Origin of the sequence: Saccharopolyspora sp. 6V (genome assembly GCF_020176785.1) — a bacterium.
Classification (GTDB): Bacteria; Actinomycetota; Actinomycetes; order Mycobacteriales; family Pseudonocardiaceae; genus Saccharopolyspora_C; species Saccharopolyspora_C gregorii.
Map to the genome: position 1 here is coordinate 149,222 of NZ_JAIUKB010000014.1, position 16,306 is coordinate 165,527.

Here is a 16,306-nt window from a genome sequence, read left to right on the forward strand (position 1 = left end):
AGCCGCCATGAGCAGCAGAACACCGGCACTGGGCACCGCGGTGCACGAGCAGGAGCTGCGGCCGGAATCGCAGGTGGCGCGGATCCAGGGTTCGGACCTGCACTTCTGGACCTACCGGTCGAGCGCTCCGGACGAGGCGCCGGAGACCTCGGAGCCGCCGGAGACCTCGGCGGACGAGGAAGCGGACCGGCTGATCGTGATGGTGCACGGACTGCGCGGCACCCACCACGGGCTGGAGCCGATCGTGGCGCGGCTGGGCGGTGGTCGCACCGTCGTCGTCCCGGACCTGCCGGGGTTCGGCGACTCCGGGCCGATGACCGGGCGCGCGCACGACGTGCCCGGCTACGCCGACGCGATCATCGAGCTCATCGAGCACCTCGGTGGGCGGGACCGGCCGGTGGTGCTGCTCGGGCATTCCTTCGGTTCGATGGTGGCTGCGCACGTCGTCTCCCGTGGTCCGGAGTTGGTGGAGCGGCTGGTGCTGGTCAACCCGATCTCGACGCCCGCGTTGCGTGGGCCGCGGGTGGTGCTGTCCTGGCTGACTTCGCTGTACTACGCCCTGGGCACCGCGTTGCCGTCGCGGCTGGGGCGGGCGCTGCTGGCCAACCGGCTGGTGGTGTGGGGCACCGGGCTGGCGATGTTGCGGACCCGCGACCCGGAGGTGCGCCGGTTCGTACACGACAGCCACCAGCGCCACTTCTCCCGCTTCCACAGCCCGGCGCTGCTCACCGAGACCTACGAGGCCTCGGTGACCGGCACGGTGGCCGACCACAGCGCGTCGCTGACGCTGCCGACGCTGCTGATCGCGGGGGAGTCCGACGACATCGCACCGCTGGCCGGGCAGCGCGAGCTCCTCGCGGGCCTGCCGGATGCCGAGCTGGTGGTGATCCCCGGCGTCGGGCACCTCGTGCACTACGAGACGCCGGCCGCCGCCGCGCACGCGATCGACCGCTTCTTGGGGGAGTCTTGAGCGCCCGGCCGACCGATCCGATCGAGCCGCACGAGCCGACGGGAACCACCGAACCGGCCGGAACCACCGAACCCACCGGACGCGCCGGGACCGCCGGTACGCCGGGCCCCGACGAGTCCCGCGATCCGGCGGACGGGGACGGGGAGCTCCCCGCTGGCGGTGGGCGGCCCGCGCGGGTGTTCGTGGACGCCCGCTGGACGCGCACCGACGCGCACGACGGCATCAGCCGGTTCGGTGCGGAGCTGATCCGCGCGCTGCACGCCCTGCACCCGGTGACGATGCTGATCAACGACCGGCGCCAGCTCGCGCTGCTGCCGGCGGAAGTGCCGCACATCAAGATCAACAGCCCGTTCTCGGTGCGGGAGCTGTCCCTGGCGAGCAGGCTGCACGCGCTGGGCGCGGACGTGGTGTTCAGCCCGATGCAGGTGATCGGCGGGTTCGGCCGACGCTACCGCCTGGTGCTCACGCTGCACGACCTCATCTACTACCGGCACCCGGAACCGCCCGGTTTCCTGCCGCTGCCGGTGCGGGTGATCTGGCGGCTGTACCACCGCGCCTACTGGCCGCAGCGGCTGCTGCTGAACCGGGCGGACGCGGTCGTCACGGTCAGCGACCCCCCCCCGCGGCTCATCCGGCGCCACCGCCTGACCCGGCGGCCGGTGACGGTGGTGCCGAACGCGCCGTCCGGCCTGCCGGAGCCCGTCGACGCCGAGCAGGCCCCCGCCGGGCAGGTCCGCGAACTGGTCTACATGGGTTCGTTCATGCCCTACAAGGACGTCGAGACGCTGATCGCGGGGATGGGATCGCTGCCCGGGTACCGCCTGCACCTGCTGAGCCGCATCGCCCCCGCCCGGGAGGCGGAGCTGCGCGCCCAGGTGCCGTCCGGTTCGGACGTGGTGTTTTGGAACGGCATCGACGAGGACGCCTACCGGACGCTGCTGCGCGGGGCGGCGGCGCTGGTGACGGCCTCGCGGGACGAGGGCTTCGGGTTGCCGATCATCGAGGCGATGCATGCCGGAACTCCTGTCGTGTGCAGCGATCTGGAGATCTTCCGCGAGGTGACGGGTGGTCACGCCCGGTTCTTCCCGGTCGGGGACGTCGCGGCCTTCGTCGCGGCGGTGCGCGAGGTGGACGATCCCGAGCAGCGCGCCGAACTGGTGCGCGGCGGCTGCGAGCAGGCCGCTCGGTTCACCTGGGAGCGCTCGGCCCGGCGGCTGCTGCGCGTGCTGGTGCCGGGCGCGGCGGGAACGGCCGGGGGGGGGGGGGGGGGGGGGGGGGGGGGGGCGCGGGGCGCGGGGGGGGCGGCCGGGCCCCCCCCCCCCCCCCACGCCGGATCAGCGTGACCAGATCTTGATCGCTCGCGGCACGTAGTCGGACCGCGGCGCGTGCGAACCGGACGGGTAGGTGGCGAAGTCCGCGTGCGTGTCGCAGTCCGGGTCCTGGTACACCGTGACGGGTTTCCCGGTCTGGTTGGCGAAGGACTTCACCTCGGGCTCGGCCGGGAGTGCGACGCACTCCTCCACGGCGGTCGCGCGCAGTTCGGCGCGGTGTGGTTCGCCCTGGAGTTCGACGTGCGGGTAGGCGCAGAACGCGCCGTCCTGGCAGGGGACCGGTGTCGCGGGACCCGCGTTCGCGGCTCCGCCGAGCCCGCCCAGCGCGATGCCCAGCGCCAGCAACGGGATCAGCGCGGAGCGCCCTCTGGTCCACAGTGGACGAGTTCGGCGACGCGGGTTCGAGATCGTGGTGGCGGCAGCGGACATGCTGGATCTCCTTTCACAGCAAGGGGAATTCGGAAGAGGTGTCCTGTCGGCCCAAGACGTGGCCCGGACTAGATCCAGATTCCCGAAACCGTGGTGCGAGCGCCAGCACTTCAGCTGGATACACCCCGACCGAGTGGATTTCCGGTCTGGCGCCGCGAAGGGGCGGCGGCAGACCGGAGAACCCGGTTCAGCCCCTCGGCCGGCTCACCAGCGCGCGGGTCACCCGCACCGCGCCCTGCCGCACCGCGCGCTCGACCGCCCACCGCCGGGCGCGGAACTCCGCGATCGGCAGCGAGATCGCCACCGACGCGGTCACGCAGCCCGCCGGGTCGAACACCGGCGAGGCCATGCACGCCAGCCCCGGCTGGAACTCCGCGATCTCCAAGGCGATCTGCGACTGCCGCACGTGCGAGAGGTGCTCCTCCAGCGCCTCCCGGGTGCGGATCGTCGACGGCGTGCACGGCGTCATCCCGGCCTGCTCCAGGTACCGCGCCCGCTGCTGCTGCTCCATCGCCGCCAGCATGATCTTGCCGAAGGCCGTGGCGTGCGAGGCCTGGTGGAACCCCACGTCCAACGGCTGCACCCGAGGACGCCGGTCGGAGTCCTCCACGTGCGCGATGACCACCTCGGTGTCCCGGTAGATCGCGTAGTACGCGGCGGCGTCCGCGTGGTGGTGCAACCGGCGGATCGCCGCGGCGATCTCCGGCGGCACCGCGAGCTGCCGGGACAGGGCCTGCCCGAGGAAGCGGGCCTTGTAGCCCAGCGCGAACACCTTCTGGTCGGTCAGGTGCACCACGTGCCCGGCCTCCACCAGCGTCGTCAGCAGGTGGTACGTCGTCGGCAACGTCAGGTCGAGCTGGGCGGCGAGGGACTTGGCGCTCACCCCGCACGGGGAGGCCGCGATCGCCTCCAGCACGCGCAGTGCGCGGCCCACCGACTGCAACGTCCCCGCCGGCGCCTTGGCGCCGTTGTGCTGCGGATTCCGTCCGCCGGTGGGCAGCGCGTCCATGCTCCTCAATGTAGGCCAGGCCGGGCGGTTCCCCCGCCGGGCCCGTACCGGGTGTCGAGCAGGCCACGACACCAGCCGGCGTTGCCCTCGATACTGACCCGCGTGGTGCGGGCGAACCGCAACCGCGCGGACAGCCCCTCGACGGGCACGGGTGCGCCGGCGTCGTCGACCAGCAGCGGGGCGTCCGGCCCGGACGGCAGGCCCAGCTGGTCCCGCCGCCTGCGCAGCCGGTCCAGCGCCTGGCTCGGCGGCAGGTTGCCGAGCCGCACCTGCACCAGCTGCTCCAGCCCGGTGCCCGAGCGCAGCAGCTGCTGGGCCACCTGCTCCTGGTAGGCCAGGTGCGCCTTGCGCAGGAACGTGGTGCGCAGCTCCTCCAGCTCACCGGCCGCCAGCCCGGGGAACGCGGCGTCGAAACCGTCCCCGGCCGCGACGCCCGCGTTGATCTCCTCGGACGCGAAGTGGTCCAGCAACCGCACCCGCACCCGCCGCACCCACGGCAGCTCCGCCACCGCGTCGTGCGCGTCGGCGACCATCAAATAGGCGAAGTTCGGCGCGCAGAAGTAGGTGGGCAGCCGCAGGTCGACCTGCACGTCCGAGCGGTCCACCGCCACCCGCGACACGAACTCCAGGTCGGTGACCGGCTGGTCCAGCTCCGGGTCGAGCACCGCGTCCAGCGCCCGCCACACCTCGGTCTCCAGGTTCACGGCCGTGGTCATGACGACAGCACCTCCTGGTTCAGCTCGGAGGCGACCGGTTCGCGGCCGGCCGGGACCGCGGGTTCCGCGGCGCGCATCTCCGCGGGCACCTCGATGTCGTAGAGCCGCGCCGCGTTCAGGCCGAGGATCTTGCGCTTGACGTCGGTGGTCAGCACCCCGTACTCGTCCTGCATGTCCTCCGGGATCTGGAAGTCCACGAACTGCTCCACCAGCCACTTCGGCGTCCAGATCGCGTAGTCGCTGGAGAAGGTGATCCGGTTCTCGTCCAGCCAGAACAGCAGCTCACCGATGATCTGGGCGAAGTAGCGCGGCCGGTGGTGCATGAACGCCATGGCCACCGCGAGTCCGCCGTAGACGTTGGGCTCCTGGGTGGCGATCCAGCAGAAGTCCTCCAGCCGCGGCAGCCCGACGTGCTCCACGATGAAGTTCAGCTCCGGGAACGCCGAGGCCACGTCGTCGACGTCGGCCACGTCGAACGCGTCCCGGTTCAGCGGGTAGATCGTCGGTCCCTTGTGGATGTGGATGTTGCGGATGCCCAGCTCCTGGCACTTCTCCAGGTACCGGTACGACCACGGGTCGGTCAGCTTCCAGCCCTTGGACTCGCCCTTCCACTCCGCGGTGTAGAGCTTGGTGCCCTTGAGCTGCCAGCGCTCCGCCAGCCGTTCCAGCGCGCCCAGCCCGGCCTCGCCGTCCCGCGGGTCCCAGCCGCCGTTCACGATGAACTTGTCCGGGTGCTTCTCGGCGAGCGCACCGTCCTGCTCGGTGGTGTTGAAGCCGTTGACGAAGAAGTCGGTGAGGTAGGTCGGCTGGAAGATGGCCTTGTCGACGTACCCGACCTCGAACAGGTCGTGGAGGATCTTCTCCTCGCTCTGCTTCTGGAACTGCTCGTGCGTCCAGATCTCCGACTCCGGGCTCAGGTTCCGGTGGTAGTCGAAGAAGCAGTTCAGGAAGCCCTCGCCGTAGCGGTTGGCCTGGTTGGCCGGCGTCCCGTCCCACGCGTGGATGTGGCTGTCGACGATGAAGTACTTCGTTCCGTCCTTCTCATACATGGCGAACCTCCGTGGTGGGGCGGGTCAGGGGACGAGGATGGCGCGGCCGCCGGGGATGCGACCCGAGTCGAGGTCGTCGAGCGCGTCCAGCGCGGCGTCGAGCGGGTAGGTGCGGGTGCGCAGCGAGACCTTGCCCTGCGCGGTGAGCGTCATCAGCTCGTCGAGGTCGAGGTACGAGCCGACGAGGTTGCCGACCACGTTGATCTCGCGGGAGATGACGTCGATGGTGGGCACGTCGAGCCGGCCGCCGTAGCCGATGACGAAGTACGAACCGGCGTCGCGGGTCATCGCGATCCCGTCCGCCTCGGTGCCGTTCTCGCCGACGAAGTCGAGCACCACCTCGGCGCCCTTCCCGCCGGTGATGTCCCGGACCGCGTCGACCTGACCGCCGTCGGCCCGGACGGCGTGGTGCGCGCCGAGCTGCTCGGCGAGCCGCAGCGCCTCCGGGGAGCGGTCCACCACGGTGATCTCGGCCGGGGTCAGCGCCACCAGGGACTGCAACCCGATGTGGCCGAGCCCGCCCGCGCCGATCACCACCACGTGCGCGCCCGGGTGCAGCAGCGGCACCGCCTTGCGCACCGCGTGGTAGGCGGTGAGCCCGGCGTCGGCGAGCGCGGCCACCTCGGCGGGTTCCAGCCCGTCGTCCAGCTTGACGACCGAGCGGGCGTTCGTGCGCAGCAGCTCCGCCATGCCCCCGTCGGTGTCGATGCCGGGGAACAGCGAGTTCTCGCAGTGCACGTCGTCCCCACCACGGCAGGGGCGGCACAGGCCGCAGGTGACCAGCGGGTGCAGGATGACCTTGTCACCGGGCCGCACGTTGCTCACGGCGCTGCCGACCTCGCGGACCGTTCCCGCGTTCTCGTGCCCGATGATGTAGGGCAGCGCGACGCCGCTCTTGTCGGCCCACTGCCCTTCGATGATGTGCAGGTCGGTGCGGCACACGCCCGCCGCCCCGACTTCGACCAGCACGTCCAGCGGTTCCCGCACGGCCGGATCGGGAACCGATTCGACCACGGGTCTCTCGCCGTAGGCGTGCACTCTGACCGCTCGCAACGCGGACTCCTCTCCGTTGAGCTGTGTCCTGGTTCACAGGCTGGCCGGAACGTCCCGCGACGTGGAAGAGGCGTTGTCAGATGCTGATAACCGCATGTCCGCCACCTGGTGGCGGCAGCTCCTTGAGCGGTTCAGCCCAACGTCCACCGCCGAACGCGGGAGCGGGCGCCCGCGGACTGGTGTCGGGGATGGCGCGGCGGCCTATAGTTCGCAGAGCTTCCGACCGGGTGAGCAGAGGAGTCGCTGGTGGCGTTCGACGCCGATGTCATCGTGGTGGGTGCCGGACTGGCCGGACTGGTCGCGACCGCCGAGCTGGCCGACGCCGGCCGCCGCGTGCTGCTGCTCGACCAGGAACCCGAGGCCTCGCTGGGCGGGCAGGCGCACTGGTCCTTCGGCGGCCTGTTCCTGGTGGACTCCCCGGAACAGCGCAGGCTCGGCGTGCACGACTCCCGCGAGCTGGCCTGGCAGGACTGGCAGGGCACCGCCGGGTTCGACCGCGCCGACGACCACTGGCCGCGCCGCTGGGCCGAGGCCTACGTGGACTTCGCCGCCGGGGAGAAGCGGTCCTGGCTGCGGCAGCAGGGGCTGTCGCTGTTCCCGCTGGTGCAGTGGGCCGAGCGCGGCGGATCGCTGGCCACCGGGCACGGCAACTCGGTGCCCCGCTTCCACATCACCTGGGGGACCGGGCCCGGCGTGCTGGAGCCGTTCCTGCGCCGCGTGCGCGCCGCCGAGGAGCGCGGCCGGGTGGAGCTGCGCTTCCGGCACCGGGTCACCGGGTTGACCACCACCGGCGGTGCCGTGGACGGGGTGCGCGGCGAGGTGCTGGAAGCCAGCGGGGTGTCCCGCGGCCAGCGCAGCTCCCGCACCGCGATCGGCGAGTTCGACCTGCGCGCGCAGGCCGTCGTGGTCACCTCCGGCGGCATCGGCGCGAACCTGGACCTGGTGCGGCGGAACTGGCCCGCGCGGCTCGGACCCGCCCCGGAGAAGATGATCGCCGGGGTGCCCGACCACGTGGACGGGCGGATGCTGGAGGTCGTCGGCGACACCGGTGGCCGCATCATCAACTCCGACCGGATGTGGCACTACACCGAAGGAATCCGCAACTACGATCCGGTGTGGACCGACCACGGCATCCGCATCCTGCCGGGACCGTCCTCGTTCTGGATCGACGCGCTCGGCCGCAGGCTGCCGCCGCCGCTGTTCCCCGGTGCGGACACGCTGGCGACCCTGGCGCACATCGGCTCCACCGGCCACGACCACACCTGGTTCGTGCTCAACCGGCGCATCATCAGCCGCGAGTTCGCGCTGTCCGGTTCGGAGCAGAACCCCGACCTCACCGGCCGCAACGTCGCCGAGGTGCTCGCCCGCGGCGGGGAGGTGACGCCGGGCCCGGTCGCCGAGTTCGTCAAGCGCGGCGCCGACTTCGTCACCCGGCGCACGCTGCCGGAGCTGGTGCGCGGGATGAACGAGCTGACCGGCGCGGACCTGATCGACGCCGAGCGGCTGGAGCGGGACATCGTGGCACGGGACCGGCAGGTCACCTCCGGGCTGGGCAAGGACGCGCAGATCTCGCTGATCCGCGCCGCCCGGCACTACAGCGTGGACCGGCTGGTGCGGGTCGCCCCGCCGCACCGGTTGCTGGACCCGGCGGCGGGTCCGCTGGTGGCGGTCCGGCTGACGCTGCTGACCCGCAAGACCCTCGGCGGGGTCGAGACGGACCTGGACGCGCGGGTCATCGGCGCGGGCGGCTCGCCGCTGCCGGGGCTGTACGCGGCCGGTGAGGTGGCCGGGTTCGGCGGCGGTGGCATGCACGGATACCGCTCGCTGGAGGGGACCTTCCTCGGCGGCTGCCTGTTCTCCGGGCGCACCGCCGGGCGGGCGGCCGCCCGGGCCACCGCCTGACCGGCCCGGTCCGCGCGGCGGTCACAGGAAGCAGGAGCTGACGTAGCCGGTGACCCGGGTGCGCCGGTCCAGCACCTGTGACCAGGTGTGCCGCGTGCGGCCGTCCGGGCAGGTCACCCGCTCGCCCTCGACCTCCCGGCGCTGCACCACCCGATCGCCCGGGTTGCCGACGCCCACCACCACCGACGACGTGCCGGGACCGGCCCGCAGGTTCACCCCCGGCACGCGGAAGTCCTCGGCGCGGTCGGGACCGGCGTCCCGGCTCAGCTCGGCGAGCCGCTGGCCGAATTCGAAGACGAAGTGCGCGACTCCGGCCCCCAGGCCGTGCACTTGCAGCACCAGTGCGGCGACTCCCGCCAGCACGGCGTTCCGGATCGTGTGCATGATTTTCCCCCTGGCTCCCGCGCCGGGCCGAACGCTCCCGGCCGGGAGTTTCGCGAAGAGATCGTTCCGACGTTTCCCCCGTAGCCGAACCAATCAACGCGCCGTTCATCTTATCGGCCGCGGAGGGTTCGCCGGGAGTGTCCGATCGTGTGCTTCGGGGAATGTGCCGACGCCTGCCGAACTCCGAAAAGAATTCGCGCTAGGACAGCGGTGAGCGATCACGATTACTTCGCAAGTGTCCACGATGCGGTGAACTGAATCGTCAGGTTCACCGCTGAGTGACCACATCGCGGTGGCGGTTAAGCTTCCGGCCGAGTGCGGCGGCATTCCGGCGAGCCCGCCGCGGACCGACGCGGAACCGTGCCGCCGAGCCGGAGCGGACCGGAGGAAACGATGGACGACGCGGATCCCTGGGACGGTTTGGCCGTTCCCGCCGGGTTGTGCCGGTACTGCGAGCACCCCTCGCTGAACCGCACGCGACGAGGTGTCACGTACATGCGGTGCACCCGAGCCGGATGGGATGAGCGGATTCCGCGCTATCCGGGGCTGCCGGTCGCGGAATGCGTCGGATTCGAACCCCGGACGGGATCCTGACGACCGCTCCGGGGGAAAGCGGCGCCGTCCGGACCGGCGCGGACGCGCCCGGAGCCGCACCTCCGGACGCCCCGCGGGAGCGGGTCAGCCCTTGCCCGCGCCGATCCCGGTCAGCGAGCGGACCTCCATCTCGGCCCGCCGGTCCTCATCGGGCGTCTCCTCGCTGAACAGCGTGCCGATCGCGGCGAACAGGAACGAGATCGGGATGGACACGATGCCCGGGTTGCGCAGCGGGAACAGCGCGAAGTCCACCCCGGGGAAGATGGAGTCCGGCGAGCCGGAGACCACCGGGGACAGCACGACCAGCACCAGGCAGGACACCAGTCCGCTGTAGATCCCCCACAAGGTTCCCGAGGTGTTGAACCGCCGCCAGAACAGCGAGTACAGCAGCGTGGACAGGTTCGCCGAGGCCGCGAACGCGAACGCCAGCCCCACCAGGAACGCGATGTTCTGCCCGTTGACGGCGATGCCGCCCAGGATCGACACCCCGCCGATGGCCAGCGCCGTGTACCGCGCGACCCGCACGACCTGGCCGGAGTCGGCGTTGCCGTCCCGGATCAGGTTCGCGTAGATGTCGTGGGCGAACGAGGCCGACGCGGTCAGGGTGAGCCCGGCGACCACCGCGAGGATGGTCGCGAACGCGACCGCGGCCACGATGCCCAGCAGGAACGTGCCGCCCACCTGGTAGGCCAGCAGCGGGGCCGCCGAGTTCTCCCCGCCGGGGGCGTCGAGGATGGTCGGGGTGCCGACCAGCGCCGCCGCGCCGAACCCGATGATCAGGGTGCACAGGTAGAACGCGGACATCGTCCACACCGCCCACACGACCGAGCGGCGGGCCTCCTTCGCGTTCGGCACCGTGTAGAAGCGCATCAGCACGTGCGGCAGCCCGCCGACGCCGAGCACCAGGGCCAGCGACAGCGAGACGAAGTCCAACCTGGTCATCGAGGACAGCCCGTACTGCACGCCCGGCGCGAAGATGTCCCGGCCGTTCGGGTTGTTCTCGGCGGCGTGGACCAGCAGCTTCGACGGGTCGTAGCCGAACTTCCCGATCAGGAAGATCGTCATCATCCCGACGCAGAGGAACAGCAGCGCGGCCTTCACGATCTGCACCCACGTGGTGCCCTTCATGCCGCCGACCAGCACGTACAGCACCATGACGACGCCGACGACGGCGATGACGATCGCCTGGCCGCCCGCGCCGTGCACGTCGAGCAGCAGGGCCACGAGCCCGCCGGCCCCGGCCATCTGCGCGATCATGTAGACGAAGGTGATGGCCAGCGTGGAGACGGCGGCCGCGGCGCGGACCGGGCGCTTGCGCATCCGGAAGCTGAGCACGTCGCCCATGGTGAACCGGCCGGTGTTGCGCATCCGCTCGGCGATGAGCAGCAGGTTGATCAGCCAGGCGACCAGGAATCCGATGGAGTACAGGAAGCCGTCGTAGCCGTGCACCGCGATCGCCCCCGCGATGCCGAGGAACGAGGCGGCGGAGAGGAAGTCGCCGGAGAGCGCGATGCCGTTCTGCGCGCCGGTGAACGAGCCGCCCGCGGCGAAGTAGTCGGCGGTGGTGCTGCGGCGGCTGCTGACCCGGTAGACGAGGAACAGGGTGAGCAGCACGAACCCGGCGAAGATCGCCGTGTTGACCGCGGGCCCGTCGGCGGGCAGCAGCGAGCCGCCCGGGGAGTCCTGCGCGACGGCGGGGAGGGGGTGGTTCATCGCCGGTCACCGTCCGCGGCCGGCGCGGTGGAGGCGTCCACTTCGGCGCGCAGCTCTTCGACGAGGGGGTCGACGGAGCGTTCGGCGAAGCGGACGTAGGCGGTGGTGATGAGCACCGTGGACACGAACTGCCCGATTCCGAGCAGCAACCCGATGTTGATCAATCCGAGCACGGGGCGGGCCATCAGCTCGGTCTGATAGGCGGCGAGCAGGACGTAGCCGAGGTACCAGACGAGGAATAACGCGGTCATCGGAAATACGAACCTGATCACCTTCCGGCGCAGGTCGTGGAATTCGGCGCTGGACGCGATGGCCGGGTAATCCGGACCGGTTCGCAGCGTGATGTCGGTGCTGCGCTCGATTCCGGCGAAGGGTTTCGGGGTTTGCCTCCGCGCCCGGTGCTGCGGGTAAGCGCGTATTGCGGTTCGAGTGGCGTCGCTCATGCTTCCTTCCCGGAAGTTCTCTGTTCGGGTCGGTCGGAACTCGGGGGACCCGGTGGATGCGATGTCGAAGCTCAGCGGCGGCGAAGTTAACCACCTCTCTGCCGCAATTGGGAAGAGATGTCGCCACACAGGATGACGGATCGATCACGAAGAGTGATGAACGTGGGGTGCCTCAGGCGTCCCGTGACACGTCCGGTTGAACCTCGACCACACGGCTGCTCGCGGCGGCGAAGGTTTTCCGGGAGCGCCGACAGCGATCGTCCGGAGGTGAACCTGCTTCCGCGCAGTGAAAAATTCCTCGTTCCGGTAGGTGCGGAGCCGTCCCCGGAAGACGTGACGTGCGGTGTTGCTCGGAGTCGATTGCGCCGAAAACGCCCTCCGCTGTTTCCCGGGGGCAGGGTTTATAGTGCAGGCACCCGAAAGCAGACCGCCTCCTCTTCCTTCGCCCCGGTTAGGTGTCCGTGTCCGGAATGCCGTCAGTCCCGGCACAGCCCGTAGCGATCGGTTCGGTAACGCTCGGTCTCGCTGGAGCCACCGCACCGATACGGTTCTGTGCTGGAAGTTCGCCCCGCCGACTACGAGCCTGCCCGCCGCCGGACCGCTTTCCCCCCGACAACCCAGACGACGATTGCGGGATCACACGCATGCGCCGTTCCCCGACGCCAAGTTCACTCGAAAGAGGTCGCCTGCTGAGCAGGGCCGACCGGCCGACGCCGAGGTGGTGCTCGTGACGGCGTCGACTCCCCCGCGCGAGCGGGCACGGTTAGGCCAGTGGCGGAACTGGAGCCTCTCGGTCAAGTTCGCCGCGGTCGTGCTGGTCCCGGTGATCTTCGCGGTCGGCCTCGGCATCTCCCAGATCCGCTGGCAGGTCGACCAGGCCAACGAGTACGAGCGCGTCGCGCACGTGCTGGACGGCGCGCAGAAGGTCGAACCCCTCGTCGCCGCGCTGCAGAACGAGCGCAACGCCGCCGTTCTGATCAACAACGCCGAGGAGCTGGACCGGCGGGTCGCCGAAGTGGACGCCGCCTTCGCCACCGTCGACGAGGAGATCGGGCACTCCGCCGGTCCCGGTGAGATCGACTACGGCCAGATCGTCGACGACCGCCACCACGAAGTGCACACCGCGCTCGAACAGCTCGACGGCGCGCGCGAAGCGGTCCGCCGCGAATCGCTGTCCACCCCCGACACCATCAACGCCTACAGCGCCGCCATCACCTCGGTGCTGTCCCTGGACCGCGCGCTCACCAGCACCGTGTCCGAGCCGACGCTGGCCGCCACCGCATCGGCGCTGCAGGACATGCTCGCCATGATGGAAGAGGTCCGGCTCCAGCAGGCCTGGGTGCTCAGCGGACTCTCCCAGGGCCAGCTGGCGCCGCAGTCCGGCGACGCGCTGCAGGGCTCCCGCGCCCGGCTCGTCTCCAAGATCGCCGACGCCCGCGCCACCGTCGCTCGGCACTGGCAGGAGCGCCTGGACGCGACCACGCAGGGTCCGGAGATCGTGCAGCGCAACGCGATGCTCACCCAGGTCCTGATGGCCGGGATGAGCGGTGGCGAGCTGCCGGTGACCGCGGCCCAGTGGAACGACATCTCCGACCAGGTGGTCGGGCTCATCGACGACGGCCACAACGACCTCGCCGACGAGGTCCGCGCCGGGGCGAGCGAACTCCGCGAGGACGCGGGCAACGCGGCGGGCTGGGACTCGGCGCTGCTGCTGGCCTCGCTCATCATCGCCGCCGCGGTGATCACCACGATCACCCGCCAGCTGATCGGCTCGCTGCGCCTGCTCCGGCAGGGCGCGCTCGACGCCGCCCAGCACGGGCTGCCGGACGCCGTCGCGGGCATCCGGTCCGGTGAGGAGGCCCGCGAGCTGCGGCCGCTGCCGGTCCGGACGACCGAAGAGGTCGGCCAGGTGGCGCGCGCCTTCGACGAGGTGCAGGCGCAGGCGCTGCGGCTCGCCGCCGAGCAGGCCTCGCTGCGGCACGGCTACAGCGAATCGTTCGTCGGCGTCTCCCGCCGGAGCCAGGGCCTGCTGGAACGCCAGCTGCGGCTGTTCGAGCAGCTGGAGCAGGACGAGGAGGACCCGGACCAGCTGTCCCGGCTGTTCCAGCTCGACCACCTCGCGACCCGGATGCGCCGCAACAACGAGAACCTGATGGTGCTCTCCGGCAGCGACCTGGCGCGGCGGTTCGTCCGGCCCACCGAGCTCGGCGACATGCTGCGCGCCGCGGTCTCCGAGATCGAGCAGTACCCGCGGGTCGTCGTGCAGCCGCCGCCGCAGGTGCGGCTGCTGGGCCACGCGGCCAGCGACCTGGTGCGGCTGATGGCCGAGCTGATGGACAACGCGGCGAACTTCTCCGCGCCCGACACCTCGGTCACCGTCTCCAGCTACCAGGCCGGCGACGGGTCGATCACCGTGGACGTGCTCGACGAGGGCATCGGCATGGGCGACCAGGAACTGGCCGCCGCCAACGAGCGGCTGTCCCGGGTCGACGAGAACGACCTGGCGACCTCGCGCCGGATGGGCCTGTTCGTGGTCTCCCGGCTGGCACTGCGCCACGGCGTCACCGTGCAGCTGCACGGCGGCCCCGATGTGGACGGTGTGCGGGCCACTGTGAACATCCCCGCCGAGCACGTGGTGGCGGGCGCGTCCGTCCCGCAGCAGCCCACGCCCGCGATGGGCGGGCAGCGCAACGGCGTGGCGCACCACGACATGCCGACCTCCGGTTCCTTCGGGACCGGCCCGCAGCCGATGACGTCCGCCCTCGACGGTGCGCAGCACGACGACACCGGGTTCGTGTGGAGCGCGGGCGGCGAGACCGGGTTCAGCACCGCCGAGACCGGGTTCAGCACGGCGGAGGGCGAGACCGGCTTCAGCACGGGCACCGGATTCGCGGCCGAGACCGGCTTCGCGGCCGAGACCGGGTTCAGCACCGGCTTCGGCACCGCGGACCCGGTCGGTCCCGGCGGCGCCGACCCGGCGGAGACCGGGTTCAGCACGGCGGAACCGGACGGCGAGCGGAACACGTTCAACACCGGCTTCCTCACGCCCGGCGACACGTCGAACTCCCCGCTGCCGAAGCGGGAACCGGCGGCCGGCCTCGTCGGCCCCTCGCAGCAGGAGCCCGCGGGCGACCTCGGCAGCCTGTTCACCCCGGTGGACATCCCGGAGCAGGCCGACTCGCACGACTTCGCCGCGGACTGGACCTCCTCGGACCTGGCGTGGCCGCCGGCGCCGGAGGACGCCCCGGCCGCCGCGGACGACGCCTCGTCGCCGATCTTCGAAGAGGTCTCCACCCAGTGGTTCCAGCCCATCACGGACGAGGACCTCGACGAGTACTCCCGCGAGCAGGAGGCGCGCCGGGAATGGCCCGGTGACGAGCAGGCGACGTCCATCATGGACAGCGGTTCCTGGTCGTTCACCGCGGATTCCGCGGCGGAGGCCGAAGCCGAGGCGAAGGCCGCGGAGGCCGTCGACGCCCCGGAACCCGGCTTCACCGACTCCGGCCTCCCGCGGCGGAACGGCAGCGGCCCCGCCGAGGAACCGGTGGTGCACGTCGACGAGCACGACCCGCTCGGCATCGGCGAGCTCGACCAGGACCGCGCGGACGCGGCCCCCGCCGCGGGTTCCCCGGCGGAGCGCAGCCCGCAGGAGCTGAGCCGCAGACTGGCCGACCTGCAGGGCGGCCTGCGTTTCGGGAGGAACGGCGCCATGACCTCGTCGTCGCAGGACGGTTCCGACCCGGGCCCCGCGCAGGCGGACGGCCCGGACCTGCCGGCCGGGAGCTCCAGCCGGATCGCCGACGACGAAACCCCGGCGGCGAACGGGAACGGGAACGGCGGCTGGACCTTCGCGACCGACGAGTCCTGGCGCCAGGCCGAAGCCGTCACGAACCTCAGCCCCACCTCGTTCACCGAGTCCGGGTTGCCCCGCCGCACCCCCAAGGCGCAGCTGGCCCCGGGCAGCGCGCAGGCCGGTCCGAGCAGGCCGGAGGGCCAGCGCCCCGAACGGGACGCGAGCGCGCTGCGCGGCAGGTTGTCCAGCTTCCAATCCGGTGTCGAGCGCGGCAGGCACCGGGCGCCGGACGAGTCGTAGGGAGGGCGCGTGCGGAACTCGAACGTCGTCGTTGATGGTCCCCACCGGAAGAAGGAGCGCTAGCCAGGCCACTGAGGGCGCGGAGGACCGCGTCCGGTTCCACCGATTCGGCAACACGGAGTCGTTCGGACAGACCTCGGCGATTCCACGACCACAAGCCAGGAGGTTGCATGACTCCCCAGGAGACGATGTCCCGGCGGTTCGGGTGGCTGGTGACGGACTTCACCCAGCGCGTCGCCGGCGTGGCGCACGCGATCGTGGTGTCCGCGGACGGACTGCTGCTGACCGCTTCGGCGAACCTGCCGCAGGACCGCGCGGAACAGCTCGCCGCGGTCTCGTCCGGTCTGCTGAGCCTGACCAACGGTGCCGCGAAGTGCTTCGAAGCGGGCGAGGTCACCGAGACCATCGTGGAGATGCAGTACGGCACGTTGATCCAGATGGGCATCAGCGACGGTTCCTGCCTGACGGCGCTGGCGGCGCCGCAGTGCGACATGGGCCTGATCGCCTACGAGATGGCGATGCTGGTGGAACGCGTCGGCCAGATGCTCACCCCGGAGCTGCGGCACCAGCTGCAGGGCGCGAGGAATCCGTTCTCCCGCCCGGCCGCGGTGAGGTGACGC

General features: G+C 71.4%; 13 protein-coding genes. 5 read left to right on the plus strand and 8 right to left on the minus strand.

The features are described 5' to 3' along the window. The first annotated feature begins 7 nt into the window (after positions 1 to 7). Both LCD35_RS03235 and LCD35_RS03240 read left to right on the plus strand, forming a co-directional pair. The gene (locus tag LCD35_RS03235) at positions 8 to 970 is read left to right on the plus strand and encodes an alpha/beta fold hydrolase (RefSeq protein WP_225043675.1); all 963 of its coding nucleotides are present in this window, start codon (positions 8 to 10) and stop codon (positions 968 to 970) included. Beyond that, positions 967 to 2,313, plus strand: coding sequence for a glycosyltransferase family 1 protein (locus LCD35_RS03240; RefSeq protein WP_225043676.1), 1,347 nt, complete (start codon positions 967 to 969; stop codon positions 2,311 to 2,313). Before LCD35_RS03235 ends, LCD35_RS03240 begins: the two co-directional genes overlap by 4 nt. Here LCD35_RS03240 and LCD35_RS03245 read toward each other — a convergent pair. The 5 genes from LCD35_RS03245 to LCD35_RS03265 all read right to left on the minus strand — a co-directional run bounded on the left by LCD35_RS03245 (position 2,305) and on the right by LCD35_RS03265 (position 6,557). Continuing rightward, the gene (locus tag LCD35_RS03245; RefSeq protein ID WP_224978329.1) at positions 2,305 to 2,730 is read right to left on the minus strand and encodes a peptidase inhibitor family I36 protein; all 426 of its coding nucleotides are present in this window, start codon (positions 2,728 to 2,730) and stop codon (positions 2,305 to 2,307) included. The genes LCD35_RS03240 and LCD35_RS03245 overlap by 9 nt on opposite strands. Before the next feature lie 187 nt (positions 2,731 to 2,917). Continuing rightward, entirely contained in the window at positions 2,918 to 3,739 is an 822-nt protein-coding gene (locus LCD35_RS03250) for an IclR family transcriptional regulator (protein WP_224961895.1), read from the minus strand. Positions 3,740 to 3,744: 5 nt separating this feature from the next. Next, positions 3,745 to 4,455: an iron-sulfur cluster assembly protein gene (locus LCD35_RS03255; RefSeq protein WP_224961897.1), complete on the minus strand. Its 711-nt coding sequence runs from the start codon at positions 4,453 to 4,455 to the stop codon at positions 3,745 to 3,747. Continuing rightward, positions 4,452 to 5,504, minus strand: coding sequence for an amidohydrolase family protein (locus LCD35_RS03260; RefSeq protein ID WP_224961899.1), 1,053 nt, complete (start codon positions 5,502 to 5,504; stop codon positions 4,452 to 4,454). Before LCD35_RS03260 ends, LCD35_RS03255 begins: the two co-directional genes overlap by 4 nt. Positions 5,505 to 5,528: 24 nt before the next feature. Then, positions 5,529 to 6,557 (minus strand): NAD(P)-dependent alcohol dehydrogenase, encoded by a 1,029-nt coding sequence (locus tag LCD35_RS03265; protein ID WP_224961901.1) that lies wholly within the window; start codon positions 6,555 to 6,557, stop codon positions 5,529 to 5,531. Between the two features lie 246 nt (positions 6,558 to 6,803). Between LCD35_RS03265 and LCD35_RS03270 the strand changes: the two genes are divergently transcribed. Further along, a complete protein-coding gene (locus LCD35_RS03270; RefSeq protein WP_224961903.1) occupies positions 6,804 to 8,459 on the plus strand; it encodes an FAD-binding dehydrogenase in 1,656 nt (551 codons plus the stop codon). Between the two features lie 21 nt (positions 8,460 to 8,480). Here the strand turns inward: LCD35_RS03270 and LCD35_RS03275 are convergent, their stop codons facing one another. From LCD35_RS03275 to LCD35_RS03285, 3 genes are all read right to left on the minus strand, one after another. Further along, on the minus strand, positions 8,481 to 8,843 hold the full coding sequence (locus LCD35_RS03275) for an SH3 domain-containing protein (protein WP_224961905.1): 363 nt from the start codon (positions 8,841 to 8,843) through the stop codon (positions 8,481 to 8,483). Positions 8,844 to 9,521: 678 nt separating this feature from the next. Beyond that, on the minus strand, positions 9,522 to 11,150 hold the full coding sequence (locus LCD35_RS03280) for a cation acetate symporter (RefSeq protein ID WP_224961907.1): 1,629 nt from the start codon (positions 11,148 to 11,150) through the stop codon (positions 9,522 to 9,524). Beyond that, positions 11,147 to 11,593 carry a DUF485 domain-containing protein gene (locus LCD35_RS03285; protein ID WP_224961909.1) on the minus strand — a complete coding sequence of 149 codons (447 nt, stop codon included), beginning with the start codon at positions 11,591 to 11,593 and terminating at the stop codon, positions 11,147 to 11,149. Before LCD35_RS03285 ends, LCD35_RS03280 begins: the two co-directional genes overlap by 4 nt. A gap of 727 nt (positions 11,594 to 12,320) precedes the next feature. Here LCD35_RS03285 and LCD35_RS03290 point away from each other — a divergent pair. Together LCD35_RS03290 and LCD35_RS03295 are read left to right on the plus strand one after the other, a co-directional pair. After that, a complete protein-coding gene (locus tag LCD35_RS03290) occupies positions 12,321 to 15,686 on the plus strand; it encodes a sensor histidine kinase (RefSeq protein WP_225043677.1) in 3,366 nt (1,121 codons plus the stop codon). Between the two features lie 170 nt (positions 15,687 to 15,856). Next, entirely contained in the window at positions 15,857 to 16,303 is a 447-nt protein-coding gene (locus LCD35_RS03295; protein ID WP_224961914.1) for a roadblock/LC7 domain-containing protein, read from the plus strand. Positions 16,304 to 16,306: the final 3 nt, after the last annotated feature.

Excerpts from the sequence above, each read along its gene's own strand:
- LCD35_RS03275 (WP_224961905.1), bottom strand. The coding sequence starts at position 8,843 with ATGCACACGATCCGGAACGCCGTGCTGGCGGGAGTCGCCGCACTGGTG.
- LCD35_RS03295 (WP_224961914.1), top strand. The coding sequence starts at position 15,857 with ATGACTCCCCAGGAGACGATGTCCCGGCGGTTCGGGTGGCTGGTGACG.
- LCD35_RS03250 (WP_224961895.1), bottom strand. The coding sequence starts at position 3,739 with ATGGACGCGCTGCCCACCGGCGGACGGAATCCGCAGCACAACGGCGCC.
- LCD35_RS03255 (WP_224961897.1), bottom strand. The coding sequence starts at position 4,455 with ATGACCACGGCCGTGAACCTGGAGACCGAGGTGTGGCGGGCGCTGGAC.
- LCD35_RS03245 (WP_224978329.1), bottom strand. The coding sequence starts at position 2,730 with ATGTCCGCTGCCGCCACCACGATCTCGAACCCGCGTCGCCGAACTCGT.
- LCD35_RS03280 (WP_224961907.1), bottom strand. The coding sequence starts at position 11,150 with ATGAACCACCCCCTCCCCGCCGTCGCGCAGGACTCCCCGGGCGGCTCG.
- LCD35_RS03235 (WP_225043675.1), top strand. The coding sequence starts at position 8 with ATGAGCAGCAGAACACCGGCACTGGGCACCGCGGTGCACGAGCAGGAG.
- LCD35_RS03260 (WP_224961899.1), bottom strand. The coding sequence starts at position 5,504 with ATGTATGAGAAGGACGGAACGAAGTACTTCATCGTCGACAGCCACATC.
- LCD35_RS03285 (WP_224961909.1), bottom strand. The coding sequence starts at position 11,593 with ATGAGCGACGCCACTCGAACCGCAATACGCGCTTACCCGCAGCACCGG.